General features: G+C 56.8%; 21 protein-coding genes and 5 tRNA genes. 7 read left to right on the forward strand and 19 right to left on the reverse strand.

The window, feature by feature from the left end; translation table 11 throughout:
- Positions 1 to 20: 20 nt before the first annotated feature.
- Complete coding sequence (gene recD2, locus MTP43_RS08120; protein ID WP_242993090.1) at positions 21 to 2252, reverse strand: SF1B family DNA helicase RecD2; 2232 nt, start codon at positions 2250 to 2252, stop codon at positions 21 to 23.
- A 156-nt stretch (positions 2253 to 2408) separates the two neighbouring features.
- Between recD2 and MTP43_RS08125 the strand changes: the two genes are divergently transcribed.
- Both MTP43_RS08125 and MTP43_RS08130 read left to right on the forward strand, forming a co-directional pair.
- The gene (locus tag MTP43_RS08125; RefSeq protein ID WP_005923963.1) at positions 2409 to 3398 is read left to right on the forward strand and encodes a nucleoid-associated protein; all 990 of its coding nucleotides are present in this window, start codon (positions 2409 to 2411) and stop codon (positions 3396 to 3398) included.
- Positions 3399 to 3517: 119 nt separating this feature from the next.
- Entirely contained in the window at positions 3518 to 4444 is a 927-nt protein-coding gene (locus MTP43_RS08130) for an AEC family transporter (RefSeq protein ID WP_005923961.1), read from the forward strand.
- A gap of 163 nt (positions 4445 to 4607) precedes the next feature.
- Here MTP43_RS08130 and MTP43_RS08135 read toward each other — a convergent pair.
- The 5 genes from MTP43_RS08135 to MTP43_RS08155 all read right to left on the reverse strand — a co-directional run bounded on the left by MTP43_RS08135 (position 4608) and on the right by MTP43_RS08155 (position 5159).
- Positions 4608 to 4683, reverse strand: a tRNA-Gly gene (locus tag MTP43_RS08135).
- Positions 4684 to 4844: 161 nt separating this feature from the next.
- A tRNA-Phe gene (locus MTP43_RS08140) sits at positions 4845 to 4920 on the reverse strand.
- Positions 4921 to 4925: 5 nt separating this feature from the next.
- Positions 4926 to 4999 (reverse strand) — tRNA-Asp (locus MTP43_RS08145).
- Between the two features lie 3 nt (positions 5000 to 5002).
- Positions 5003 to 5078: transfer RNA gene (locus tag MTP43_RS08150), tRNA-Val, on the reverse strand.
- 5 nt (positions 5079 to 5083) lie between these two features.
- A tRNA-Gly gene (locus tag MTP43_RS08155) sits at positions 5084 to 5159 on the reverse strand.
- 330 nt (positions 5160 to 5489) lie between these two features.
- Between MTP43_RS08155 and MTP43_RS08160 the strand changes: the two genes are divergently transcribed.
- A complete protein-coding gene (locus MTP43_RS08160) occupies positions 5490 to 6335 on the forward strand; it encodes a sulfide/dihydroorotate dehydrogenase-like FAD/NAD-binding protein (protein ID WP_005923953.1) in 846 nt (281 codons plus the stop codon).
- A gap of 1 nt (position 6336) precedes the next feature.
- Positions 6337 to 7731: an NADPH-dependent glutamate synthase gene (gltA, locus tag MTP43_RS08165; RefSeq protein ID WP_097783643.1), complete on the forward strand. Its 1395-nt coding sequence runs from the start codon at positions 6337 to 6339 to the stop codon at positions 7729 to 7731.
- A 59-nt stretch (positions 7732 to 7790) separates the two neighbouring features.
- Here the strand turns inward: gltA and MTP43_RS08170 are convergent, their stop codons facing one another.
- On the reverse strand, positions 7791 to 8246 hold the full coding sequence (locus MTP43_RS08170; protein ID WP_097783642.1) for a CBS domain-containing protein: 456 nt from the start codon (positions 8244 to 8246) through the stop codon (positions 7791 to 7793).
- Positions 8247 to 8757: 511 nt separating this feature from the next.
- On the opposite strand from MTP43_RS08170, the gene MTP43_RS08175 reads away from it, so the two are divergent.
- Together MTP43_RS08175 and MTP43_RS08180 are read left to right on the forward strand one after the other, a co-directional pair.
- Positions 8758 to 9108, forward strand: a complete 351-nt coding sequence (locus MTP43_RS08175; protein ID WP_005923940.1) for an Asp23/Gls24 family envelope stress response protein — start codon at positions 8758 to 8760, stop codon at positions 9106 to 9108.
- A 55-nt stretch (positions 9109 to 9163) separates the two neighbouring features.
- Positions 9164 to 10858, forward strand: a complete 1695-nt coding sequence (locus MTP43_RS08180; RefSeq protein ID WP_015538104.1) for a DAK2 domain-containing protein — start codon at positions 9164 to 9166, stop codon at positions 10856 to 10858.
- A 241-nt stretch (positions 10859 to 11099) separates the two neighbouring features.
- Here the strand turns inward: MTP43_RS08180 and MTP43_RS08185 are convergent, their stop codons facing one another.
- The 11 genes from MTP43_RS08185 to MTP43_RS08235 form a co-directional block, all read right to left on the reverse strand.
- Positions 11100 to 15353 carry a PolC-type DNA polymerase III gene (locus MTP43_RS08185; RefSeq protein ID WP_113621667.1) on the reverse strand — a complete coding sequence of 1418 codons (4254 nt, stop codon included), beginning with the start codon at positions 15351 to 15353 and terminating at the stop codon, positions 11100 to 11102.
- Positions 15354 to 15473: 120 nt separating this feature from the next.
- On the reverse strand, positions 15474 to 16520 hold the full coding sequence (gene ispG, locus MTP43_RS08190; RefSeq protein ID WP_005923929.1) for a flavodoxin-dependent (E)-4-hydroxy-3-methylbut-2-enyl-diphosphate synthase: 1047 nt from the start codon (positions 16518 to 16520) through the stop codon (positions 15474 to 15476).
- Between the two features lie 15 nt (positions 16521 to 16535).
- Positions 16536 to 17648, reverse strand: coding sequence for a M50 family metallopeptidase (locus MTP43_RS08195; RefSeq protein WP_015538103.1), 1113 nt, complete (start codon positions 17646 to 17648; stop codon positions 16536 to 16538).
- Between the two features lie 67 nt (positions 17649 to 17715).
- A complete protein-coding gene (gene dxr, locus MTP43_RS08200; RefSeq protein ID WP_015538102.1) occupies positions 17716 to 18867 on the reverse strand; it encodes a 1-deoxy-D-xylulose-5-phosphate reductoisomerase in 1152 nt (383 codons plus the stop codon).
- Positions 18868 to 18886: 19 nt separating this feature from the next.
- Positions 18887 to 19747: a phosphatidate cytidylyltransferase gene (locus tag MTP43_RS08205; protein ID WP_005923921.1), complete on the reverse strand. Its 861-nt coding sequence runs from the start codon at positions 19745 to 19747 to the stop codon at positions 18887 to 18889.
- Positions 19748 to 19875: 128 nt separating this feature from the next.
- Positions 19876 to 20589, reverse strand: a complete 714-nt coding sequence (gene uppS, locus MTP43_RS08210) for a polyprenyl diphosphate synthase (protein ID WP_015538101.1) — start codon at positions 20587 to 20589, stop codon at positions 19876 to 19878.
- A 93-nt stretch (positions 20590 to 20682) separates the two neighbouring features.
- Positions 20683 to 21237 (reverse strand): ribosome recycling factor, encoded by a 555-nt coding sequence (frr, locus tag MTP43_RS08215; protein WP_005923915.1) that lies wholly within the window; start codon positions 21235 to 21237, stop codon positions 20683 to 20685.
- 103 nt (positions 21238 to 21340) lie between these two features.
- Complete coding sequence (gene pyrH / locus MTP43_RS08220; RefSeq protein ID WP_005923912.1) at positions 21341 to 22051, reverse strand: UMP kinase; 711 nt, start codon at positions 22049 to 22051, stop codon at positions 21341 to 21343.
- Positions 22052 to 22143: 92 nt separating this feature from the next.
- Positions 22144 to 22863, reverse strand: a complete 720-nt coding sequence (locus tag MTP43_RS08225) for a DNA alkylation repair protein (protein WP_113621111.1) — start codon at positions 22861 to 22863, stop codon at positions 22144 to 22146.
- Positions 22864 to 22976: 113 nt separating this feature from the next.
- The gene (locus MTP43_RS08230; RefSeq protein WP_238057107.1) at positions 22977 to 23795 is read right to left on the reverse strand and encodes an Ltp family lipoprotein; all 819 of its coding nucleotides are present in this window, start codon (positions 23793 to 23795) and stop codon (positions 22977 to 22979) included.
- 27 nt (positions 23796 to 23822) lie between these two features.
- Positions 23823 to 24095 (reverse strand): hypothetical protein, encoded by a 273-nt coding sequence (locus tag MTP43_RS08235; RefSeq protein ID WP_117526266.1) that lies wholly within the window; start codon positions 24093 to 24095, stop codon positions 23823 to 23825.
- Positions 24096 to 24217: 122 nt separating this feature from the next.
- Between MTP43_RS08235 and MTP43_RS08240 the strand changes: the two genes are divergently transcribed.
- Positions 24218 to 24391 carry a ribbon-helix-helix domain-containing protein gene (locus MTP43_RS08240; protein ID WP_097777894.1) on the forward strand — a complete coding sequence of 58 codons (174 nt, stop codon included), beginning with the start codon at positions 24218 to 24220 and terminating at the stop codon, positions 24389 to 24391.
- A 130-nt stretch (positions 24392 to 24521) separates the two neighbouring features.
- Here the strand turns inward: MTP43_RS08240 and spo0A are convergent, their stop codons facing one another.
- Entirely contained in the window at positions 24522 to 25280 is a 759-nt protein-coding gene (gene spo0A, locus MTP43_RS08245; protein WP_015538099.1) for a sporulation transcription factor Spo0A, read from the reverse strand.
- Positions 25281 to 25305: the final 25 nt, after the last annotated feature.

Here is a 25305-nt window from a genome sequence, read left to right on the forward strand (position 1 = left end):
CGCTGTTCTGCGCGGTTTTATCAGGGGCTTTCCCCTTCTGTGCTGAGCTGCTCCGACGGCTGTCCGGCCTGCAGCAGAGCGCACAGGCCGCTGTAACGCAGATTCTGCCGGATGTTGCTCATCATGCTGTTCACCACGTCCCTGCGGCCCGCCACAACGCACAGCCTGCGCGCGCGGGTGACACCGGTGTAGAACAAGTTGCGGTAGCACAGCCTTGGCGGCACCTGTGCCACCGGCAGGATCACCGCCGGGAACTCACTGCCCTGACTTTTGTGCACCGTGATGGCGTAGGCGATCTCCAGTTCGTTCAGGTTTTCTGCCGGGTAGAGCAGCCGCCGGTCGTCCATACGCACCACCATGGAGCGCTCCCGCAGGTTGATGCTTTCCACGATACCGATATCGCCGTTGTAGGCACCTACGCCCTGCTCACCGCCGATGCGGTTCCAGACGATCTCGTAGTTGTTACGCACCTGCATCACCTTGTCCCCCACCCGGAACACCCGGGCGGCGCTTTGCAGCTGGGGCTTGCCTTTCTGGGGCGGGTTGAGCAGGTTTTGCAGCTCCACGTTCAGCGCCTGCGTGCCGGTAGGGCCAAGCTTTGTGGGACACAGCACCTGAATATCCCGGATGGGGTCAAAGCCGTAGCTCCGGGGCAACCGGGTGGTAACAAGGTCGCACACCAGACGCTGCGCAGCCTCGCCGTCCGTTTCCAGGAAGAAGAAGTCGTCGGTCTTGCTGCCCTTTTGCAGCGGCTCGCCGGAGATGATATGGTGCGCGTTTTCCACGATGAGACTGCGTTTTGCCTGCCGGAAGATCTCGTTCAGGCAGACAGTTGGCACGCAGCCGGAGCGGATGACCTCGCTGAGGATGTTGCCCGCGCCTACGCTGGGCAGCTGGTCGGCATCGCCTACCATAATAATACGGCAGGTGTAGCGCAGTGCCGCAATGAGTGCCTGAAACAGCTTGACGTCCACCATGCTCATCTCATCCAGAATGACCACGTCACACTTGAGCAGATTTTTGTCGTTGTGGATAAAGCTGACCACGCCGCCGGTGTAGTCCACCTCCAACAGACGGTGGATGGTGCTGGCCTTGCGGCCGGTCAGCTCGCTGAGCCGCTTGGCAGCGCGTCCGGTGGGGGCGCACAGGGCTACCCGCTCGGCCTGATTTTCCAGCAACTGCAAAATGGCGTTGACGGTGGTGGTCTTGCCGGTGCCGGGGCCGCCGGTGAGCACAAGGCAGTTCTCGGTCATAGCCTTGCGGATGGCTTCCCTTTGCAGAGGAGCATAGGCAAACCCTTGGGTCAGCTCTAAGATCTGAATGTTTTTATCCAGCTCCCGCACGGTATTTTTGCCGCGCTTTGCCAGCAGATTCAGCCGGTCGGCAATGTCCTGCTCCGCAGCCAGCAAATCCGGCAAGTAGATATAGGGCACGGCATCGAACATTTTCACGGCCAGTTCTTCCGTTTCGATGCAGTGATCCAGTGCACGGGCCAGCTTTTCCGGCGGCTGATGGATGAAGTTGGAGGCGGTCGTCAGCAGCTGTGCCCGGGGCAGACAGGTGTGGCCGTTGCCCGCATTATGGCGCAAAGTGCGCAGCAGGGCAGCCTCCAGCCGCTGGGCACAGTCCCCTTCCATGTGGTAATACTGGGCGATGCTGTCCGCATGGCGGAAGTCCAGCTGCAGCGGCTCGCCGCACAGCAGATAGGGGTTTGACGCGATGGCCTGCATCGCCCCCACGCCAAAGGCCTTGAACACCTCCATGGCCTTGCGGGGGCTGATCTCGAACTGCGCCAGATAGGCGATGAGCTCCCGCATGCCGAACATCCGCTTGAACTCCTGCTGGATGCGATCGGCTTTATCCGGCGAGATACCCGGGATCTTGGTCAGCCGGGCGGGGTCGTTGGCGATGACCTCCAGCGCCTCGGCACCAAACATATCAATGATCTTATCCGCAGTTTTTGCCCCGATATATGGCAGGGAGCGGCTGGCCAGAAAGGCGTACACCGCTTCCAGATCCTTGGGCATATCGGTTTCGCATTCCTGCGCGTGGAACTGGCGGCCATAGGTGGCGTGGTTTTCGTATCGGCCGCGGCAGATGACGCTTTCCCCTGCGTGTAGCTCGCCTACGATGCCGCAGACCACCGTGAGCACCCCGCCGCCGGAGATTTCGAACACCACATAGCCGTTATCCTCGTTCTCGTAGATGATATCCTCCACGACGCCTTCAATCTGTTCCAACTGCTCGTCCACCAATTCCACCTCCTTTTGCACAGATATTATAAGTATAGCCCTTTTGGCGGGATTTGTAAATTGTAGAATCCGTAAAATACCCCGGCGGCTCTCGCCTTTTTCCGGCGGTTGTGCTATACTGGGCGCAAACACTACGTCACGAAATGAGGAGCAACAATGGAGATCATCATTCATCAGGCCATTCTGCACGTTCTGGATACCACCATGGATGCGCCGGTGCTCAGCGGCGGGCCCATGGAGCTGACCGCCGAAAAAAACGCCTACCTGCAAAATCACATTGAAAAGCTGCTGGCCAGCGACGACATCCGCCAGTGCCGCCCGCTGCCGGATTCAGCCTTTAAAAATGAGCTGGAGCACAATCAGGACTTTGTGGATCTTTCCTGCCGCATTGCCGGGGTGCTGTTCGACTATATGCACGCCCACACCACCATCCCCGGGGCAGACCTTGCCGTGGTGGATTTTACCCGGGACGGCGCGCCTTGGCTGGGCATTCTGAAGCTGAACTACAAAAACGGCTACACCCACTATACGGAAACCGTAGAGGGTGCCCCGGTGAACTCCATCATCCAGCAGCGCGCCTGCCTGCCTACCCAGAGCGGCAAGGTGGAGGAGGGTGCACTGGTTGACCTGACCGATTACTCCATGCGGCTGCTGGAAAAGAAGTACGATATTGACGGTCACAAGGAGTTTTATCTTTCCACCGTGGTGTTCCAGTACACCACCGCCCAGCCGGAAAAGAAAAAACTGCAGGCCATTCAGGAAGCCGCCGTGCAGGCTGTGCAGGAGAACTACGCCGAGACGCCCCATGTGGAGGCACAGGTGGCCATGATGATCGCCAATCAGGCCGCCGACAACGACAATCAGGTGTCCATCCAGCAGGTGCGCCAGCAGCTGGAAGAGGAATATCCTCTCGCCGCCGTGCCCTTTGACGACTATGTAGAAAAGAGCGATGTCCTTGACAGCGCCGCCCAGCCGGTGACCGTGACCCCCGCCCGCATCCGCCGGATGGAGAGCCGCAGCCTGCGCACCGCCAACGGCATCGAGGTAAAGATCCCCACGGAGTTATTGAACGCCGAATCGGAGGTAGAATTCCTGCACGCCGATGACGGCAGCATTTCCCTGCTGATCAAAAATGTCATTTTGTAAGCCGTAACTGCAAAATCTTGCAAAACCCTGCGTTTAGCCTTGCTATCCGCAGGGTTTTGTGCTATATCTGTGTTGTATCTTTCGTGGTATACGCGTTACGACCCAGAGGAGGAAATTTTATGGAACTGGCTCTCATCACCGCGCAGCAGGTCGCGGTCTTGTTCCTGCTGATCGGCACAGGCATGGTGGCGGTCAAAACCGGCGTGCTCAAGCTGGAAAACAAACAGGCGCTTTCCAATCTGCTGGTGTACATCATCGTACCGGCCATGGTGGTAAACTCTTACCGCATGGAGTTCAGCACCCAGATCCTGCATAATCTGCTGGCGGCTTTTGGCATGAGTGTCCTGTCCGTGCTGCTGGGCACCGTGATCACCCTGCTGCTCACGGCACACAAGACCGGCAGCCGGATGCCCATTTTCCGGTTTGCCTGCATTTTTTCCAACGCAGCGTACATGGGCTTCCCGCTTATTTCGGCGCTGTTCGGCTCCGAAGGTCTTCTGTATGCCAGTGCCTACGTCACCGTGTTCAACATTCTGCTGTGGACGCTGGGTTATGGCCTTGTCAGCGGCGGTTCCAGCGTAAAAGAGGTTGCCCGCAGTCTGGTGCGCACCCCGGTGCTGTACGCCATTGTGGTGGGGCTGGGCATCTATCTGCTGCAGATTCCCCTGCCTGCCCTGATCACCCAGCCGCTGGAGCTGCTGGCCGGGGTGAACACCCCGCTGTCCATGCTCATCACCGGTATGCTGATTGCTGCCGGTGACGTGCGCAGCATCGTGACCGACAAGCACATCTGGAAGCTTGCCTCCGTGCGTATGCTGCTGATCCCGGCGGCTACGCTGGCACTGTTCGGGGTGCTGGGCTTCCACGGCACTGCTGCACAGGTGGTCACGCTGCTGGAATGCTGCCCGGCTGCCGCCATCACCTCGGTATTTGCGGTGCAGTTCGGCCACGATGAGCACTTTGCCGCCGGAAGCGTGGTGCTGACTACCCTGCTCAGCATCGTCACCCTGCCGCTTTGTGCGCTCATTATTACTATGGTGATGTAAGACGCTGCGCGGCGGTGCCATATTTATATTGTAAGAAGAGCCGCCGTGCATCGTGTTGTACAGCGGCTCTTTGCTTTGGCAAGCGGAGAACATTTTCGACCATTGCCACACAAAACAAAAAAGCCATCGCTTTTGCATTTCTGCATCAACGATGGCTTCGTATTGGAGCGGCCGACGAGGCTCGAACTCGCTACCTCCACCTTGGCAAGGTGGCGCTCTACCAGATGAGCTACGGCCGCATATCCGGTGCATTTATCCCTGCACCCTCCCACTCTTATTTCAAGCGGGGTCCCCACAAAAATTTGCGAAGCAAAGTTTTGTGGGGAAAAGGAGAAAATCTGGTATTCATCACAGAAGTCTTGCTTGCAAGACTTCCCGATGAATGACAGGATTTTCGACGTGGTGCCTCCGATCGGAATCGAACCAATGACACGGGGATTTTCAGTCCCCTGCTCTACCGACTGAGCTACAGAGGCAAATACGACCCGGATCGGGCTCGAACCGACGACCCCCAGCGTGACAGGCTGGTGCTCTAACCAACTGAGCTACCGGGCCATATGGTGGAAGTTAACGGGCTCGAACCGCTGACCCTCTGCTTGTAAGGCAGATGCTCTCCCAGCTGAGCTAAACTTCCACATATGGAGCGGCCGACGAGGCTCGAACTCGCTACCTCCACCTTGGCAAGGTGGCGCTCTACCAGATGAGCTACGGCCGCACATTCCATTTGTTTTTGCCGGTCTGTTGTCCGGCGACGTTGGTTATTATACCGCACACTCCGGCAGTTGTCAACCACAAAATTACATTTTTTCAAAAAAGAATGTCTTTTAACTCTGGTACGTTCTTTTTATTTTGTGTGCAGCACCACATCCCCCCTTTTCACCTCGTTTCGCACGGCTGTGTGCACAAGCAAAATACAGTTGCTTTCTATTTCACAAACTATTATAATAAAGAGGACGCTTTGTCAAACGGAAAGCTGCACCCGCGCGGGTGCAGCTTCCATTTATAGAAAAGAAAAAGGAATTGCCAGCAAAAAGGAGCTAACGCAATGTATAAGATCACTGAAAAGGTCGCGCTGAACCCCACCGTGACAAAGATGGTCATCGAAGCCCCGCTGATCGCCAAAAAGGCAAAGCCGGGTCAGTTCATCATTGTACGTCCGTTTGAGGACAGCGAGCGTATCCCCCTGACCGTGGCCGGTTACGACCGCGAAAAGGGCACTGTGGATATCATTTTCCAGATCGTGGGCGGTACCACCATGGAACTGAATAGCCTGAATGCAGGCGATTGTGTCCACGATTTTGTCGGCCCGCTGGGCCGCGCCACCGAGACCGAGGGTCTGAAGAAGGTGTGCGTCGTGGGCGGCGGCGTAGGCTGCGCCATTGCACTGCCCATTGCCAAGGAGCTGCACGATCAGGGCTGCGTGGTGCACAGCGTAGTCGGCTTCCGCAATAAGGATCTGCTGATTCTTGAGGACGAGTTCAACGCCTGCAGCGACGAGCTGCGCATCATGACCGATGACGGCAGCTACGGCACCAAGGGCGTGGTCACCGCTGCACTGGACGAGCTGGTGGCTGCCGGCAACCAGTACGATCTGGTCATCACCATCGGCCCGCTGATCATGATGAAGTTTGTGGTCAAGACCTGCCAGAAGCACGGCCTGAAGAGCATCGTTTCCATGAACCCCATTATGATCGACGGCACCGGCATGTGTGGCGGCTGCCGCCTAACCGTGGGCGGTCAGACCAAGTTTGCCTGCGTGGACGGCCCGGACTTTGACGGCGATCTGGTGGATTTTGACGAGGCAATGGCGCGCGGCACCATGTACCGTCCGTTTGAGGCACACGCCCGTGAGGCAGCCTGCAACCTGTTCAAGACTCAGGAGGGAATGTAAAATGGCTTTCAATATGGATCCCAAAAAGTGCCCCATGCCCACGCAGGACCCCAACGTCCGCAACAAAAACTTTAAGGAAGTTGCTCTGGGCTACACCGCCGAGATGGCTGTGAACGAGGCCAAGCGCTGCATCGGCTGCAAGAACAAGCCCTGCCAGTCCGGCTGCCCCGTGGGCATCGATATCCCGGAGTTCATCGCCCATGTGGCCGAGGGCGACTTTGAGGCCGCCTATCAGGTGATCAACCGCTCCTCTTCCCTGCCTGCCGTCTGTGGTCGTGTCTGCCCGCAGGAGAGCCAGTGCGAGGGCAAGTGCACCCGCGGCATCAAGAACGAGCCGGTGGCTATTGGCCGTCTGGAGCGCTTTGTGGCCGACTGGCACCGCGAGAACGTGCACACCGCACCCATCGTACCCGAATGGAACGGCCATAAGGTTGCCGTCATCGGCGCTGGCCCTGCCGGCCTGACCGCCGCCGGTGATCTGGCAAAGCTGGGCTACAAGGTGACCGTTTACGAGGCTCTGCACGTTGCAGGCGGTGTGCTGATGTACGGCATCCCTGAGTTCCGTCTGCCCAAGGCCATCGTCCAGCAGGAGATCGACGGCCTGAAGAAGATGGGCGTGGATTTTGAGTGCAACATGGTCATCGGCAAAGTGCTGACCATTGACGAGCTGATGGGCGAGTACGGCTACGAGGCTGTGTTCGTAGGCTCCGGCGCCGGTCTGCCCCGCTTCATGAACATCCCCGGCGAGAGCCTGAAGGGTGTGTACTCTGCCAATGAGTTTTTGACCCGCTCCAATCTGATGAAAGCTTACCTGCCCACCAGCAAGACCCCCATCCGCACCGGCAAGAAGGTCGCTGTTGTGGGCGGCGGCAATGTGGCCATGGACGCTGCCCGCAGCGCCCTGCGTCTGGGTGCCGAGAGCGTGTACATCGTCTACCGCCGCGGCATGGCTGAGCTGCCCGCCCGTAAGGAAGAGGTGGAGCACGCCGAGGAAGAGGGCATCATCTTCAAGACCCTGTGCAACCCCGTTGCCATCCACCCGGACGAGGACGGCTTTGTACACTCCATGACCTGCATCGAGATGGAACTGGGTGAGCCGGATGCTTCCGGCCGCCGCCGTCCCATTGAAAAGCAGGGCAGCGAGTTTGAGCTGGAAGTGGATACCGTGATCATGAGCCTAGGCACCAGCCCCAACCCGCTGATCCGCTCTACCACTCCGGGTTTGGAGACCAATAAGCACGGCTGCATCGTGACCGAGGGCGACGAGGGCAAGACCAGCCGTGACGGCGTGTACGCCGGTGGTGACGCTGTGACCGGCGCTGCTACCGTCATCAAGGCCATGGGTGCCGGTAAGGCAGCTGCAAAGGCCATGGACGAGTACATCCGTAATAAGTAATAATAAATACAAAATGAGGGCGCTGCACTTTTACTGTGCAGCGCCCTCGTTTTGTATTTTTAATGTACGCCAGCCAGCTCCTTTATAGGGCGGCCGGTGCGGGTCATTTCAATCTTGCGGGATTTATCGTAGCAGTAACGGATGATGGCCTGCCGCCGCACAATGCCGATGAAAATGCCCCGGTCATCCACCACCGGGACGAAGTTCTGGCTCATGGCAGCTTCTACCAGTTCATCCATGCTGGTGGTCACCGTGACGGCCTTGTAGTCCCGCTTATGCGCAAACTCTGAGATGGGAATGTCCTCGGCGGCTTCCAGATCCAGACCATGGTATTTTTTCAGTCCCCACAGGATATCGCCTTCGGTCAACGTGCCCACATATTCGCCCTTGCGGTTCAGCACCGGAATGGAGGCGTAGCGGTTGTTTTCCCACTTTTCCAGTGTCTGCCGGAGGGTGAAGTCATCGTAAACGTACATCAGATCCTGCTTTGGGGAAAGAAAAAAGAGAATGTTCATGCCAACAGCTCCTATCGCATTTTTTGCAGGCAATGCCCGTTGGAACGGTCTGCCTGCGCTATGTAATGTGCCGTGCGTCCGGCGTATTCCGGGAAGTATCATGGAAAAAGGGGGCTGACCGCCCCTTTTCCTTTTCATTTATATTTTAGCACTTTTCCATAGGCAAAGAAAGCCAGACAAGGAAGCTTTTATAATTTATTCACAGATTGTTTTTCTTTATTTGTCATACTTTCCGTTTTGATGGGTTCCGCACAGCCTGCCTTCAGCATACCACGCCCGCTGCGCAAAGCGGCGCGAGGGCTGTCGAAGGAATTTGCTCTTTTTTCTTTACAAAAACCATGCAAAAAGAGCGCAAAAAGCAGTAAATCCAACAATTTGAACTGTACAACCACGGTGCAAAGTTGTATAATAGGGTGGGTGTTTATCTGAGGCAAGTTTCGTTTTGCACAGCCAATGCCCCCGACCCTTGCGTGTATTTTTATAAAAAATAACATAAAGGAGCAGAGCGACTATGATCACTTCCCGTTTCCCGCTTGGGAATGTCAGCTTTACTGATGGGTATTTTTCCACCCTGGTGGGTGAAGCCACCAAACAGTGCTACGGCGTTGCTGCCATGGCTCCCCGTGATATGACTGACGCTGTGAAAAGCATGGTATACGGTTCCGATTACCCGGAAAAGGGTGTGCGCGTGACCCAGCAGAATGGGCGTCTGGTGATCGAGCTGCACATTGCCGTCAGCTACGGTCTGAACATTTCCACCGCCGCCCGCAGCATCTCCCACCGTGTCAAGGACGAGGTAGAACAGGCCACCGGGCTGAAGGTCGCCCGCGTGGTGGTGTCCGTGGATGACGTCATCGCCTGATTTGTCTGCAAACCCGAGCCGGGATTTTCCGGCCAGCTACTAAGGAGTAAGAACAATGATTTCTGGTAAGATCCTGCGCGACGCCATCATTTCCGGCGCCAACAACATCAACAACCAGCGTTCCCGCGTGGACGAGCTGAACGTTTTCCCTGTGCCGGATGGCGACACCGGCACCAACATGGGCATGACCGTGGGCGCTGCCGTGCGTGAGCTGGAGGCTCTGGACGACAGCTGCACCGTGGGCGAGTCCGCCAAAACTGCTGCTTCCGCCATGCTGCGCGGTGCGCGCGGCAACTCCGGCGTTATCACCAGCCTGCTGTTCCGCGGCTTCTCCAAGGCTTTGGAGGGCAAAAAAGAGGCTGACGTTGCCGATATCGTGGCTGCCCTGCAGAAGGGTGTCGAGGGCGCTTACAAGGCCGTGATGAAGCCCACCGAGGGCACCATTCTGACCGTTGCCCGCGTTGCTTCTGAGGAAGCCGCTGCCAGTGATGCCGCCGATGTTCCCGCCCTGTGGGACGTGGTGCTGACTGCCGGCCAGAAGGCACTGGAGGACACCCCCAACCTGCTGCCCGTGCTGAAGAAAGCCGGTGTTGTGGACGCAGGCGGTCAGGGCATCATGGTCATCTTTGAGGGCATGGGCAAGGTGTTCCACGGCGAGGGCATTATTGCTGGTGGTGAGGCTGCCCCCAACAAGGCAAAGCTGTCCACTGAAAATGCCGGTAAGGGCGTGTTCACCGACGACCTGATGAAGGTGGAAGACATTACCAACGGCTACTGCACCCAGTTCCTCATCAATAAGTACGAGGGTGCCAGCGCCGCCAAGATGCGTGCCTTTGCAGAGTCCAACGGCGACAGCGTGGTCTGCATTGAGGATGACGATGTCATCAACCTGCACGTTCACACTGCCGACCCCGGCAAGATCCTGAGCGAGGCCATCAAGTACGGCTACCTGACCAACTTCAAGATCGAGAATATGCACGAGCAGTTCCTCGCCCGCCAGAAGCAGGGCAAGAGCCTTGAAAAGCAGGCTTCTGCCGAGAAGGCTCCCTCTCAGGCCAGTGAGTTCATCTATGCTGCCGTGGACCCCAGCCGTGACTACGGCTTTGTGGCCGTTGCCGCCGGTGAGGGTCTGAAGGCTGTGTTCACCGATCTGGCAGCAGACGCTGTGGTGTCCGGCGGCCAGACCATGAACCCCTCCACCGAGGACATTCTGGCAGCCATCCAGAGTGTTCCCGCCAAGACCGTGTTCGTGCTGCCCAACAACAAGAACATCATCATGGCTGCCGAGCAGGCACAGAAGCTGGCGGACCGTCAGGTGGTGGTGCTGCCCACCCGCACCGTGCCCATGGGCATTACCGCACTGCTGAACTTTGACCCCTCTGTGAATGCCGAGACCAACACCATCAACATGATGGCTGCTGCCGACAAGGTGTCCACCGGTCTGATTACCTACGCCGCCCGCGACAGCGAGTACGATGGCAAGCGCATCCGCAAGGGCGAGATCATGGCACTGGAGAACGGCAAGATCGTTTCCACCTCCACCGATATCACCAAGGCCACCTACCGTCTGGCACGCAATATGTGCAAGAAGGATTCCAGCTTTGTCACCATCATTTCCGGTTGTGACGTGAGCGACGAGGACGCCGAAAAGGTTACCGAGATCGTAAAGGCAAAGTGCCCCAACCATGTGGAAGTAAGCCACATCCGCGGCGGCCAGCCCGTTTACTACTATATGATCAGCGTGGAGTAAGCACTTCCCTGCTCTGATCTGATATTATCGCAAAATATAAAGAGGCTGTTGCATGGTATTCCGTGCGGCAGCCTCTTTTTCTGGTGAAAAAGCAAGTCTGGAAGTTCCGCAGAACTTCCAGACTTGGAAATTATAAAAACCTTTCCGCTGAAAATGCCCAAAGCACACGCGGCGGGTATTCAAAATCGTCCAGACCTGATAAAAGGCCGCTGCACAAAATCTGTGCAACGGCCTTTGTTTCTCAGAAAAAGCTTACCTGACTGCTCTCGGGCAGGTCGCCCAGTGCGCCCACCTGACGCAGACGGTCCAGAATGCTGCTGCCCACACCGGAGGCCTGCTGCAGCTCCTCCACCGAGATATATTCCTCTCCGTGGATAGTCACCCGCTCCAGTGCCTCGGCGGCGGCACCGCCCAATCCTTTCAGGGCGCTGAAGGGCAGACGCACCTTGTCGTCCTCTACCACATACTTGGAACCGCGGCTCTTGCCCAGCTCGATGGGCAAAAACTCGTACCCACGGCTCAGCATCTCGTTGACCAGCTGCAAGCTGACCAGCACGTCCTCATCCTTGGCGTTCTTTTCCTCCTTCAGACGGCGCTTGACCGCCTCCATGTGGGCACGCGCCACGGCAGCACCGCCGATGGCGGCTTCGTAGTCGATATCGTCGCCGCGCACGGTAAAGTACACCGCATAGAAGGCCTGCGGCTTGTAGATCTTGTACCACATCAGCCGGATGGCGCTCATCAAATAGGCCACAGCATGGGCCTTGGGGAACATATACTTGATTTTGCGGCAGCTCTCGATGTACCAGTCCGGTACCTCGTGCTCCCGCATGGCTTCCTCCCAGCCCGGCTGGAAGCCGCCCTTAGCCACCTTGCCCTTACGCACGGCCTCCATGATATCAAAGGCCATCTTGGGTTCCAGCCCCTTGCGCAGCAGGTACAGCATGATACTGTCACGGCAGCCGATGACCTCTGCAATGGTGCAGGTGCCGCTGCGGATCAGCTCGTCCGCGTTGCCCGTCCACACGTCCGTGCCGTGGGACAGACCGGAGATCTGGATCAGCTCGGAGAAATTCTTAGGCCGTGCCTCCACCAACATTCCGCGCACGAAGTTCGTGCCCATCTCCGGGATGCCGAAGGTGCCGGTCTGGCTGTCGATCTGTTCCGGGGTCACACCAAGCGCTTCCGGACTGGTCAGCAGACTGTACACCTTGGGGTCGTTCATGGGGATGCTGTCCACCGGGATGCCGGTGTATTCCTCAAAATACTTGTAGAAAGTGGGCATATCGTGGCCCAGTTCGTCCAGCTTGAGCAGGGTGTCGTGTAGGTACTTAAACTCGAAGTGGGTGGTCAACAGACCGCCCGCCACGTCATCCGCCGGGTGCTGGATGGGACAAAAATCGTAGATCTCGTAGGTGTCCGGCACGACCACCATGCCGCCGGGGTGCTGGCCGGTGGTGCGCTTGACACCGGTGCAGCCCAGCGTCAGGCGGTTTTCCTCGGCGTGGTTCACGGTGCGCTGCCGCTCGTCCAGATATTTTTTAACGTAGCCGTAGGCCGTTTTATCCTGAATACCGGACACCGTGCCGGCCTTGAACACGTTGGCCTTGCCGAACAGCTCCTCGGTATAGCGGTGCACGTTGGACTGGTACTCGCCGGAGAAGTTCAGGTCGATATCCGGTTCCTTATCGCCGTAGAAGCCCAGGAAGGTCTCGAAGGGGATGTCGTGTCCATCCACCAGCATCCGGGTGCCGCACTGGGGGCAGTTTTTGTCCGGCAGGTCAAAGCCATCATCCACGCTGCCGTCGGTGATAAACTCGCTGTGCTTGCACTTGGGGCAGCGGTAGTGGGGCGGCAGGCTGTTTACCTCCGAAATGCCGGAGAAGTGCGCCACAGCGGAGGAGCCGACAGAGCCACGGCTGCCCACTTGATAGCCGCCCGCATTGGAGTAGGCCACCAGCTTGACCGCAATGACGTACAGAACCGCGTAGCCGTGGCCGCAGATGGAGTCCAGTTCCTTTTGCAGCCGCTTTTCCACGATCTCGGGCAAGGGGTCTCCGTAATCCCGCTTGGCGTGCTCCCACGTGGCATCGCGGAGCTGCTGCTCTGCGCCCTCGATGCTGGGCGGGTAGGTGCCCCGGGGGATGGCGCGCACGTTGTTGTCGATCATGGCGGCGATCTTGCGGGGGTTCTTTACTACCACCTCGTAGGCCTTTTCCTTGGGCAGATAGTAGAACTGCGCCAGCATATCCTGCGTGGTGCGGAAGAACAGCGGCGGCTGATTGTCGGCATCCTTAAAGCCGTTGCCCGCCTGTAATACAGCGCGATAGATCGCATCCTCCGGCTCGGTAAAGTGCACGTCGCCGGTGGCAATGACCGGTTTGTGCAGATCATCACCCAGCTTGATAACGGTGCGGTTGAACTCCTTGATCCGTTCCTCGCTGTCCACCTTGCCGTCCCGCACCATATAGGCGTTGTTGCCCAGCGGCTGGATCTCAAGAATATCGTAGTAGGCGGCGATTTTTTTCAGTTCCTCGTAGCTGGTGCCGTCCACGATGGCGCGGTACAGCTCGCCTGCCTCACAGGCACTGGTGAGCAGCAGGCCGTCCCGGTACTTGTTCAGCAGACTGCGGGGCACGCGGGGCTTTTTGAAGAAGTAGTTGACGTGTGCCTCGCTGACGATTTTGTACAGGTTCTTCAGACCCATCTGGTTTTTGACCAGAATGATCAGGTGGTAGTATTTCTTTTTCAGCACCTCACGGTTGCCGCCAAGACCGGTGTTGATTTCGCTGACCTTCGTTACCTCTTTTTCCGCTAAGTCGTTCAGCATCACGCAGAAGATGCGTCCCAGTGCAGCGGAGTCCTCGCAGGCGCGGTGCGCTTCGTAGGCAGGCAGTTCCAGATGCTTATTGATAGTTCCCTGTTTATAGTTGTGCAGACCCGGGTACATGGTCTGTGCCATGGTCAGAGTGTCGATATAGGTAGGCTCCAGCTTGATGCCGCTGCGCTTGGCAGCTGCCCGCAGAAAGCGCATATCAAAGGCGTGGACGTTGTGTCCCACCAGAATGCGGTCGCCCGCAAAGGCAAGAAAAGCTTCCAGCGCTTCCTTTTCGCTGGGGGCGTCCGCTACCATCTCGTTGGTGATGCCGGTCAGCTCGGTGATCTTGGGGGTGATGGGCTTGCCGGGCTTGACGAAGGTATCGAACTCCTCCACCACCTCGCCGTTGCGGATGATGACCGCGCCAATCTCGGTAAGGTACTCTACCCCGGGGTCAAGACCGGTGGTCTCGGTGTCAAACACGCAGAACTCGCCGTCCAGCGGCTGATCCTTTACGCCGTAAACGCAGGGCACCATGTCGTCCACAAAATAGGCCTCGCAGCCGTAGATGAGCTTGAAATCCGGGTCTTTTTTGTGGATGTCATCGGCTGCCAGCATGGCTTCCGGATAGCCCTGACACACGCCGTGGTCGGTGATGGCAATGGCGGGGTGTCCCATGCGGTGCGCCAGCTTGACGATGCCGCCGGGGTCGCAGAAGCCGTCCATGCTGGAAAGCTTGGTGTGCAGATGCAGCTCCACCCGCTTTTCCGGGGCAGTATCCTCCCGCTTTTTGCGCTCCACGATCAGCACATCGTAGGGGTACACGATGTAGTCGTGCTCGTATTTATCGTAGGAGCAGTCGCCCCGCACAATGACCGTGCTGCCCTTGCCAATGCCCTCCCACTTGGAGCAGTCCTCCCCTTCCTGTGCACGGACTTTCAGGTTGATCGAGCCGGTATAGTCGGTGATAGACACGGTGTAGATCTTGCGGTAGTTGCCCTTGACCTCGGTAAAGAACACATCGCCCCAGATCATGCACTTGCCGCCCTCGCCGCCCAGATCCTTGAGGGGAGTAAGGTTTTTGGGGGTAAACATTTTGCCGTGGAAGATGGTAACCGGCTTGTCGGTAAGGTTGAGCCCCTCCACCTTGATAGACGGTGCGGTGTTCTTTTTCTCGAATTTGACCACCGGCGGTGCGATCTTGCGCTCCAGCTTTTCCTCCATCTGCTGCTGCTCCGCCGCAGTCACTGCGCTTTGCAGCGTCACCTTGGGGGTAACGCCGGTATGCTCGGCAACGCGCTTTGCAAGCAGTTCTTCAAAGCCCATCTCCTGCAAAAACTTTGTACCGTGGCACACCCCCACCGTGATGTTCTGCCCGGTGATGGTAATGCTGCTCCTGTCCAGAAAGCCGTTGATGGGCACACCGTCCCGCTTCATGTCCTCCAGCAGGATGCGCAAAGCGTGCTCGTCCAGCATGGCATAGCCGAACAGGTTCTTGATCTTCAGTTCAAAGCCCTCGTAGTCCGGCTGCAGGGAAGCCAGTAGCCGGGCGCAGAGGTTCTGATCCAGCGGGGCGGCGCTGCGCAGAGTAAACTCGACCTGCCGGTCCTGCCGCAGCATCCGGGCGTGCTCCACGATCACCTGCCCGAAGCAGGCCGCAAAATCCGGGTCCGCCATAAACTGCGGCCACAGCTGGGAAACAAGTGGTTTCACAAATGGTACTCCTTTTTGGTGGGTTCTTTACAGCACAAACTGCCGCACCCGTTTTTGCGGGTGTGGCAGTAGCGAAAAGAATGCTTACAATTTATAGATCTCGTCCATGAACTGATCCAGAATGTTATCGCCGGTCAGCTTTTTGATGGGCTTGCCATGGATGAACAGCACAGCCTCGCCCTTGCCGCCCGCAATGCCGATATCAGCTTCGCGGGCTTCGCCGGGGCCATTGACAACGCAGCCCATCACGGCCACCTTGATGGACTTTTTGTAGCCCTGCAGCCGCTTTTCCACCTCGTTGGCGATCTCGGTGCAGGGGTACTGGGTGCGTCCGCAGGTGGGGCAGGTGATGACCTCCGGTCCGGTGACCGGGAAGCCCACGGCGCGCAGGATGTTGAAGCCTGCCTCCACCTCTTTTTCCGGCTCGGCAGCCAGCGACACGCGGATGGTATCGCCGATGCCCTCCAGCAGCATCCCGCCGATGCCCATGCCGCTTTTCAGCAGACCCATCTGGTAGGTACCGGCCTCGGTGACGCCCACATGGAGCGGGTAGTCGGTGACGGCGCTGAGCTGGCGGTAGGCTTCCATCATGCGGGGCACGTTGGAGTTTTTGATGGAGATAACGATGTTGTTAAAATCGAACTTTTCCAGCAGCCGCACATGGTACAAAGCGCTTTCCACCATAGCTTCCGGGGTGGGTGCGCCGTAGCGGGCCAGAATGTGCTTTTCCAGACTGCCGCCGTTGACGCCGATGCGGATGGGGATATTCTTCTGCTGGCAGGCATCCACCACTGCCTTTACCCGGTCATCATCGCCGATATTGCCCGGGTTGATGCGGATCTTATCTACGCCTACGTCCGCGCAGGCCAGCGCAGCCTTATAGTCAAAGTGGATATCTGCCACGATGGGGATGTTCACTGCGTTTTTGACGGCCTCGATGCACTTTGCATCTGCCGGGCTGGGACAGGTCACCCGCAAAATCTGACAGCCAGCGGCTTCGCACCGCTTAGCCTGTGCCACATTGCCCTCGATGTCCTCCACCGGCACATTGAGCATGGTCTGCACCGCAATAGGGTTGCTGCCGCCAATGGTCACATTGCCGATCTTCACTTCACGTTTTTTCTGCCGCATAAGGGTTCCCCTTTCTTATACTGTCCCGGTAATAAGCCGGAGAATATCGTTGTAGGTTGCAAAGATCATCAGCCCGAACAGCAGCCCGAAGGTTGCAAGGGTGAGCACGCTTTGCAGCTTTTCCGGCACTGCATGGCCGGTAACGCCTTCAATGATCAAAAATACTACCTTGCCGCCGTCCAGCGCCGGGAAGGGCAGCAGGTTGAGGATGCCAAGGTTGACGGTAATCAGTGCCAGCAGTTCCAGCAAGTCCTGCCAGCCATAGCTGGCGGCCTGCCCGATGGCCGACACGATGCCCACCGGGCCGGAGAGGTTGTTGATGCTCTCCCGCCCGCGCAGCAGGTCAATAAGAGAGGTGAACACGATGCGGCCGTAATACAGCACGCTGTTGCTCGCCTCCCGCAGCACGTTACCAAGGGTCTTTTCCAGCCCGTAGACGGAAAAACCGATGCTCATGTGGGTCTCGCCCTGTTCGTCCTGCCATGTGTCGAACTGCACCCCCGGCAGCTGCACCTTTTGGCCATCCCGCAGTACGGTGAAATCCGCACTGTAAGACTGGGTGCGCACCAGCTCGTACAGGATATCATTGGCCACAAAGCAGCGGCGGCCGTTCACCGCCAGAACCTTGTCCCCCGCCTGCAGGCCGGTCTGCCCGCAGAGGGCACCGTCCTGAATGGCGTAGATGGTCTTGCTGGTGATGGGCTCATTCTGGGCGGCGATCAAAACCACCAGCACCACAAAGCCCAGCACAAAATTCATGACCGCACCGGCTACCATGACCAGTGCCCGCTGCCAAACCGGCGCCTCGTTCAAGGGGACGCCGGTGGGCTGCACAGACGCTTCCGTCTCCGGGGCGGGCTGCTCCTGCACAGTATGGGCAGCTTCTGCCTGCTGGCTTTCGGGGCTTTCCTCCCCTTCCAGCGCTACAAAGCCACCCACAGGCAGGGCGCGCAGACTGTACTGGGTGCCTTTATGATTCTTTTTCCAGAGCACCGGCCCCATGCCGATGGAAAACTCATTGACCTGAATGCCGCAGAGCTTTGCCACAGTAAAATGCCCGAACTCGTGGATGGCGATCACCGCACTGAACACGAGCAGCGCGGCAAGGATGGTGATAATAAATGACATTCGTTCTCCTATACCGCCCCGGAACCGTTACAAAAACAGCGCCGGGGCGTATATTTCTGATAAAGCGTTACAGGTGTGCCTGCACGAATGCGCGCGCCATGCGGTCGCACTCGTACACGTCTGCCAGCGTATAGTCGCCGCCAAAGCTGTCGCTGTCCACAACAGCCTCCACCAAGCGGCCGATATCCAAAAAGCCGATCTTGTCCTCAAGGAACAGCTTAACGGCTTCCTCGTTGGCACCGTTGGCGGCGCAGGGGCCAAGACCGCCCTTGCGAATGGCCTTTTTGCAGGCGGCAAGGCAACGGAAGGTCTCTTCGTCGGCCACATCGAAGGTGAGCAGCTTCAGGGTGGTAAAGTCCAACTCCGGCACTACGCCCGGCACACGCTTGGGGTAGGTCAAGGCGTACTGGATGGGGATACGCATATCCGGCACACCCAGCTGCGCGATGATCGAATTATCGCTGAACTGCACCGCAGAGTGGACGATACTCTGGCGCTGCACCACGATTTGGATTTTTTCCGGGGGCAGACCGAAGAGCCATACAGCCTCGATCAGTTCCAGACCCTTGTTCATCAGGGTGGCGGAGTCGATGGTGATCTTTGCGCCCATATTCCAGTTTGGGTGCTTGAGGGCGTCTGCACGGGTCTTGCCGCGCAGCTGCTCGGTGGTCATGCCGAAAAAGGGGCCGCCGGAGGCCGTGAGCAGAATTTTGGTCAGACTGGGGGCGCTTTCCTTATCCTGCAGACACTGGAAGATGGCGGAGTGCTCGCTGTCTACTGGAAGCAGCTGTACGCCGTGCTTTTCCACAGCTTGCGTGACCAGATGACCGCCGGTGACAAGGCTCTCCTTGTTGGCCAGTGCCAGGTCATGGCCGCTTTCGATGGCGCACAGGCTGGCACCAAGGCCGGCAATGCCCACCACACTGTTCAGCACCACATCCGGGCCGTCCAGCGCAGCCAGCTCTTTCAGCCCCTCCGGGCCGGTGAGCAGCTTGGGCGCATTTGCCCGGCCTGCCAGCGCAGCGTCCAGCTTTGCGGCGGCGTCCGGGTCGGTCATGCAGACGTATTTCGGGTGGAACTCTTCGATCTGCTGCAAAATTTTTTCTACATGGCTGTGGGCAGAAAGGCCGTAGACCTCGTACCCTTGAGCGCGGATGACATCCAGACTCTGGGTGCCGATGGAGCCGGTAGAACCCAGCAGCGTAATTTTTTTAGACATAATAGTTTCCTCCCCTGTATCAGGCGTAGAACACGGCGGTAATGACCATGGTCACGAAGGGCGCGATGAACATCACGCTGTCAAAGCGGTCCAGAATGCCGCCGTGCCCCGGGAAGATGGTGCCGTAGTCCTTGATGCCGCACTGGCGCTTGACCACGCTGGCAAACAGGTCGCCGTAGATGCCCAGCACAGCGGCGATACAGCCCAGCAGCGCAATGATAACATACATGGAAACGCCGATATTAGAGCGGGTAAAGGCCTCCATGCGGTTTGCCGCTATGGAGTAGATGAGGGTGGCGACCACGCCGAACACCATGGTGCCCAGCACGCCGCCGATGGCACCCTCCACCGTCTTTTTGGGGCTGACCACCGGGCACAGCTTATGCTTGCCGAAGGCGCGGCCTGCAAAATAGGCACAGGTATCGCCGCCCCATGCAAAGCAGAGGATGAGCAGGATGAAGAAAACCGCGTCATAGCCGAATTTTTCCACTGGCAGACGCTCCTTGAGCAGAACGAAGGAGTAGAAGCAGAAGATCACGATGCCCGAAAACACCAAAAGACCGCTGGCCTTCTGGTAGCTGATGGTGCCGTTGCGCACCACCAGATAGATGGCAAAAAAGGTGACCAGCACAAAGGACATCGGCATGACCAGCTTGCGCATGGCGCTATAGCTGGAAAGCATGACCAGCAATGTATAGGGTACCAGCACTGCGTACATGAGCCAGTCTTTTTTTTCAAAGCCGAGGGCGCTGTAAATCTCGTGGATGGCGATCAGGGTAATGGCTGCGATCACCAGATTGAACACCATGGTGTTGAAGGTAAACATCACGCCGATGAGTACCAGAATGCCCACGATCGCAGTAATAATGCGTGTTTTCATAGGTTTCGATCTCCTTTGTTCTTCCGGCAGCAGCCCCTTGCAGGGCAACGCATTCCGACCCGAGGAAGTACCGGGTCTGTCGGGTCTGCACCATAGGTGCAGGGTTTGCAATACGGACAGATTGCCGCTCAGATGCCGCCGAACCGGCGGCTGCGGTGGTTGAACTCCTCAATGGCGGTATCCAGATCGGCGCGGGTAAAGTCCGGCCAGAGCACATCCATCTCCACCAGTTCCGAATAGGCGGCCTGCCAGAGCATAAAGTTGGACAGCCGCTTTTCGCCGCTGGGACGCAGGATAAAGTCCGGGTCCTTCTGTCCGGCGGTGTACATGGCATCGCTCATCATCTGCTCGTTGATGTCCTCGGGGCGGATCTCGCCTGCCACAGCCTTTGCGGCCAGCTGCTGCGCCGCCCGCACGATCTCCGGGCGGCCGCCGTAGTTGATGGCGATGTTCAGGGTCATGCCGGTCTTGCAGGCAGAGTCCCCTTCCAGTTCATTCATCATCTTTTGCAGCTTGGGGTCCAGCGCGGTGCGGTCGCCCAAGAACTTGATGCGGATATTGCGGTTCTTGTAATCAAAGCCCTCGATGAGGTACTGGGCGAACAGCTTCATGATGGCACCCACCTCTTCCAGCGGGCGCTTCCAGTTCTCGGTAGAGAAAGCATAGAAATACACCGATGCTACGCCAAGTTCATCGCAGTAGTTGGCAATATCCTTGAACACCGCCGCACCTTTTTTGTGTCCTGCGGTGCGGGGCAGGCCGCGGTTTTTCGCCCAGCGGCCATTGCCGTCCATGATGATGCCGATGGAAAGCCCCTCGGCAAATTCTTTGGGGTGTGCCATTTATACCTCCCGGCAGCAGGGCTGCCCTGCAAAAAGTGCCGCGCACCTTTCACCAGCGCACGGCACCTCCCAGTTGTTATTGTGTGCTGCGGATCAGACGGCCATGATCTCCTTCTGCTTTTCTTCCACGGCAGCATCAATGTTCTTGATATACTTATCGGTCAGCTTCTGGACATCCTCTTCCATGGTCTTCTGGGTGTCCTCGGTCAGCTCGCCGGCCTTCTTCATGGCCTTAGCCTTATCCATAGCGTCGCGGCGCACGTTACGCACGGCAACCTTGGCGTCCTCACCCAGCTTGGAGACCTCCTTGGCCAGCTGCTTGCGGCGCTCCTCGTTGGGTGCGGGGAAGTTCAGGCGGATGGTAACGCCGTCATCAATGGGGGTGATGCCCACATCGCTGGCCATGATTGCCTTGCTGATGGGGCGCAGCAGGGTGCGGTCCCAAGGGGTGATGGTGAGGGTGCGTGCCTCAGAGACGGCCACAGCGGCCAACTGCTGGATGGGGGTGGGAGCACCGTAGTAGTCCACGACCACCTTATCCAGCACGGCGGGGTTCGCACGGCCTGCGCGCACAGCGGCCAGCTCGCGGCTGAGGTGCTCCACAGAGCTCTTCATCTTATCTTCGTAAACCTTGGTGTTGCTGCTCATTGTCGTTGTTCTCCTGTTTCTTTATTCTATTGATCCATGCAGGCAGCGCACTGCGCCGCTGCTGCTCTATCCAATCGTATGCAGTTGCACCGGGGCGCTATGCTCAGCCCTCGTAGACCAGCGTGCCCACGTTCTCGCCCTGCACAGCCCGTGCGATGTTGTCCGGGTCGGCCAGATCAAACACCAGAATGGGCAGCTTGTTGTCGCGGCACAGGGTAGCTGCGGTACCGTCCATAACGGCCAGCTGATCCTCCAGCACCTTGGTAAAGGTAAGGGTATCGTACTTTTTGGCATCCGGGTACTTGTGGGGATCCTTATCGTAAACGCCGTCCACCATGGTCGCCTTGAACATCACGTCGGCGCTCACCTCCACGGCGCGCAGGGCAGTAGCCGTATCGGTAGAGAAGAAGGGGTTGCCAGTGCCGCCGCCGAACACAGCGATCTTGCCCTCATCCATGGCGCGCAGAGCGTCCTTGCGGGTAAAGGCAGGGGCCACCTGCGGCATGGTGATCGAGGTAAACACCTCGGTGGGCACACCCAGCTGCTCCAGCTTATCGGAGACAGCCAGTGCGTTCATCACCGTAGCCAGCATACCGATCTTATCGGCCAGCGTGCGCTCCATCTTACCGCTGGAGCGGCCGCGCCAGAAGTTGCCGCCGCCTACCACGATGCCGATCTGCACGCCCAGCTCATGAGCTTTCTTCACGCCGCCGCAAATGGCGTCCATGGTGGGCTCGTCAAAGCCCATGCCCTTTTCGCCGCCCAGCGCCTCGCCGCTGATCTTCAGAAGGATACGCTTATATTTCAATGCCATAATCCAAACACCACCTATTTTATCTTTCGCCGGATAGACCCGGCATTTTTGCTATATTCTATTTTACAATAAATTCGCCACATTGTAAACAGTCAAACGCGTCGTTCTTCGCAAAGCTTTTGTGAACGAATGCGCAGCGCCCGCAAAGCCTGCTTTTGCTCCGGGGGGATGCGGCGGCTTTCTACTGCTTTCTGGATGGTCTTGTTGTGCGTCCACACGTCCAGCCGCTTTTCGGTCAGCCACGGCAGTGCCGCTGCGGGCTGCTTTGCCAGTGCAGTGGCAAAATACCACGCCCGCATCATATTGACATAGTATTCCTCGCTGTGCACCGCCGCCACCCAAGCCAGATATTCCGGCCGGAAGGCATCGTCCAGATAATACCGCATCAGCATCCCGATCCCGTAGCGCACGGTATACACTTGGTCAGAGCCCAGCCAGCGCCGGATAGCACACAGCAGTTCCGGCTTATGCTGCGCAAAGACCTTGGGGCTGAAGCTATCGCAGACTGCCCAATTATCCACATAGGGCAAAAAGCGCTCCGTTGCCGCCAGCGCTGTGCCGTAATCCCGGACAGACTCCAGCAGAAAGGCGTGGAGGGCGTTTTCTTCATAATAAAAATGCGGCAGGCACTGCAGAAACGCCTCCGCTTCCGGGGTATCCGCCAGCTGTTTTGCCAGCCTGCGCAGCAGCGGCACCCGCACCCCGATCACCGTTTCCGGTGGTAAGGTGGGCATCAGGCGGCTGTAAAAGACCTGATATTCTTTATCTTGCAGCGCAAACAGCTGCGCACGGATCACATCCACTTCCGGCATGTTGTCACTTCCCTTCTGCACCATTGTACCAGATGGGAAGGAAAATGCAAAGAGAAAGACCGCAAACGGCTTTTGTTCCGTCTGCGGTCTTTCTCTTATTCGGCTATTGTATCTCAATCCAGATGGTCAATTGCATACTGTGCCTGAGACGCAGTAAACTGTTCACCATATTCCGAAGTAAGCTGGTCATAAACTGCGCTTTTGGACATCGACATATTATAATAATATTGCTTTGCCTTTTCGAGGGCATTCGCATTCCAGTCTACGCCCGTCATATTATCAATAGCATATTGTGCAGCATCCGCCGGGAAGCCTTCTCCATAAGAAGATGTCAGTTGGTCATATACTGCTTTCTTTGACATATGAAGCTGGTTTGCGTATTGTAAGCCTTTCGTTAAAGCATTTTGATATTCTTGATTAGAAGATTTACCAGAGACCTTTCCCGTAGAGCCAGCACCGGGACCGCCTGTAATCCAACCGGGTCTCGAACTGTATGTCAAACTATTTTCATCGTTTGAACTGTTATACGATGAAGTTGAAGTTTTCTTAGCCTTGCTTTTGACGTTTACAGTCATAGACGCGCTTATATTACCATCAATCGTTGCAGTTATTTGCGCCGTTCCCTCTTTTCCAGCATATAACATTCCATTTTCAACTTTCGCAACAGATTCATCCGTTGTTGTCCATACAATCTTATCTGCATTGATGTTTGTAGGGTATACGGTGTATTCTGGACAATTATAGATTGTATCTGTTCTTTTCGTGGTTTCTGTTTCTTCAAACTCAATTCGAGGTTCGTTATCCACGCTGCCTTTTTGCGACGAAGTAATTTCACTATCGGCTGTTTTTTCGCTGTCGGCTAATTCTCTACTATTATTCGCATACCAACCGAGGCCACCACCGCATACCAGCAAAAAGATCACTGCCGTCATGCCTATAATTTTCCAATTTAGTAAATATTATCCTTTTCGTTTCTTTATGTAGCATGCCTCAATATCAGCTACTGCTTTTTTAAGGCTTTCCTCGTCCTTTGGGGCAACAGAATAGCAGTATTCAACTTTTGTATCATTCTCTTCTGCTGTAATCATCAATACCGATTCATTTCCTTTTCGCTTTACCTTTATGCTCTTAATTGCTGGATAAGGAATAACCTTTCCGCTTCCATCAATGATGCCGTCTGCAATAAAGGTAACGTCCAGTGAATCACCTGTCCCTGTAAAATGATACTCCATTGTACAATCCTCCTTGTTTTGGCTTCTTTATTCCATTATATCATTTTATGTTTAATTGTAAACATAATTGCAACATTTCTTTCTATCGTTCTGTGCATCATAATAGAATCAGGGTGATAATTATGGACGAACTCAAGATAACAAAGCGCACAGAACCTGTTATGTTCACGATTCGGGTAGACAAATCCATTGTTGACTTTTACGACGATTTAGCGCAAAAGACGAACCGTTCTCGAAACGAGCTTATTGGCCTTGCGTTGGAATATGCCAAAGATAAAATCAAAATCGAGCCGTAATACGTTTATTCATATCAAAAGAGCCGCAGCTGGGAAGAAAATCCCCAACTGCGGCTCTTCTGTTAATTTAGTTTTTATCACGCTTTTCAAAAGCAGCGCTCAAATCAGCCGTATTTTCAATTTGCAGATGTTACCCCACCCTCTGCCGCTTATCCAGCCGCATCTTATCAGCTATCATCGCGATGAACTCGCTGTTCGTAGGCTTGCCGCGCAGGTTATGGATGGTATAGCCAAAGTAGCTGTTGAGGGTATCCACGTCTCCCCGGTCCCATGCAACCTCGATGGCGTGGCGGATGGCGCGCTCCACGCGGCTGGCGGTGGTACCGTTTTTCTTGGCGATTTCCGGGTACAGGCGCTTGGTCACGGCGTTGATGTACTCCGGTTCGTTCATGGTGAGCAGGATGGCATCCCGCAGGAACTGGTAGCCCTTGATGTGCGCAGGCACGCCAATTTGGTGCAATATTTCGGTGACGGTCAGCTCATCACTGTCCACGCTGGTGTGGAGCAGGTGCTTTTCCTGTCCGCTGGCTGCTTTGAGCACCCGGGCGGCAAGGACACTTTCATCAAAGGGCTTGACGAAATAGTAGGCAAAGCCTTCGTCCAGCAGCTCCTGCACCATCTCCTCGCTCTGGAACGCGCCGGTGACGAAAAACGAGGTGTGGCGCTCGCCTGCGGCGTTGTAGCGCTGCTTGACCGCCAGCGCGTCCAGCCCAGGCATAAAGGCGTCCAACAGCACTACCTGCGGGCGAACGGCCAGCATCTTCTGTAAAACCTTGTTTCCATCCTTTTCCACAACGGTCACTTCCACGCCCTTTTGCTCCAGCGCCTCACGACAGGCTTCTGTGATCTGAGCACCGGTATCCGACATCAAGAATCTCACTTTATCCATGGTTGTTTCCTCCAATGTGTGCAGT

Source organism: Faecalibacterium sp. IP-1-18 (assembly GCF_023347355.1).
Lineage (GTDB): Bacteria > Bacillota > Clostridia > Oscillospirales > Ruminococcaceae > Faecalibacterium > Faecalibacterium prausnitzii.

Excerpts from the sequence above, each read along its gene's own strand:
- MTP43_RS08125 (WP_005923963.1), top strand. The coding sequence starts at position 2,409 with ATGGAGATCATCATTCATCAGGCCATTCTGCACGTTCTGGATACCACC.
- MTP43_RS08130 (WP_005923961.1), top strand. The coding sequence starts at position 3,518 with ATGGAACTGGCTCTCATCACCGCGCAGCAGGTCGCGGTCTTGTTCCTG.
- MTP43_RS08160 (WP_005923953.1), top strand. The coding sequence starts at position 5,490 with ATGTATAAGATCACTGAAAAGGTCGCGCTGAACCCCACCGTGACAAAG.
- gltA (WP_097783643.1), top strand. The coding sequence starts at position 6,337 with ATGGCTTTCAATATGGATCCCAAAAAGTGCCCCATGCCCACGCAGGAC.
- MTP43_RS08170 (WP_097783642.1), bottom strand. The coding sequence starts at position 8,246 with ATGAACATTCTCTTTTTTCTTTCCCCAAAGCAGGATCTGATGTACGTT.
- MTP43_RS08175 (WP_005923940.1), top strand. The coding sequence starts at position 8,758 with ATGATCACTTCCCGTTTCCCGCTTGGGAATGTCAGCTTTACTGATGGG.
- MTP43_RS08180 (WP_015538104.1), top strand. The coding sequence starts at position 9,164 with ATGATTTCTGGTAAGATCCTGCGCGACGCCATCATTTCCGGCGCCAAC.
- MTP43_RS08185 (WP_113621667.1), bottom strand. The coding sequence starts at position 15,353 with ATGGCGGACCCGGATTTTGCGGCCTGCTTCGGGCAGGTGATCGTGGAG.
- ispG (WP_005923929.1), bottom strand. The coding sequence starts at position 16,520 with ATGCGGCAGAAAAAACGTGAAGTGAAGATCGGCAATGTGACCATTGGC.
- MTP43_RS08195 (WP_015538103.1), bottom strand. The coding sequence starts at position 17,648 with ATGTCATTTATTATCACCATCCTTGCCGCGCTGCTCGTGTTCAGTGCG.
- dxr (WP_015538102.1), bottom strand. The coding sequence starts at position 18,867 with ATGTCTAAAAAAATTACGCTGCTGGGTTCTACCGGCTCCATCGGCACC.
- MTP43_RS08205 (WP_005923921.1), bottom strand. The coding sequence starts at position 19,747 with ATGAAAACACGCATTATTACTGCGATCGTGGGCATTCTGGTACTCATC.
- uppS (WP_015538101.1), bottom strand. The coding sequence starts at position 20,589 with ATGGCACACCCCAAAGAATTTGCCGAGGGGCTTTCCATCGGCATCATC.
- frr (WP_005923915.1), bottom strand. The coding sequence starts at position 21,237 with ATGAGCAGCAACACCAAGGTTTACGAAGATAAGATGAAGAGCTCTGTG.
- pyrH (WP_005923912.1), bottom strand. The coding sequence starts at position 22,051 with ATGGCATTGAAATATAAGCGTATCCTTCTGAAGATCAGCGGCGAGGCG.
- MTP43_RS08225 (WP_113621111.1), bottom strand. The coding sequence starts at position 22,863 with ATGCCGGAAGTGGATGTGATCCGTGCGCAGCTGTTTGCGCTGCAAGAT.
- MTP43_RS08230 (WP_238057107.1), bottom strand. The coding sequence starts at position 23,795 with ATGACGGCAGTGATCTTTTTGCTGGTATGCGGTGGTGGCCTCGGTTGG.
- MTP43_RS08235 (WP_117526266.1), bottom strand. The coding sequence starts at position 24,095 with ATGGAGTATCATTTTACAGGGACAGGTGATTCACTGGACGTTACCTTT.
- MTP43_RS08240 (WP_097777894.1), top strand. The coding sequence starts at position 24,218 with ATGGACGAACTCAAGATAACAAAGCGCACAGAACCTGTTATGTTCACG.
- spo0A (WP_015538099.1), bottom strand. The coding sequence starts at position 25,280 with ATGGATAAAGTGAGATTCTTGATGTCGGATACCGGTGCTCAGATCACA.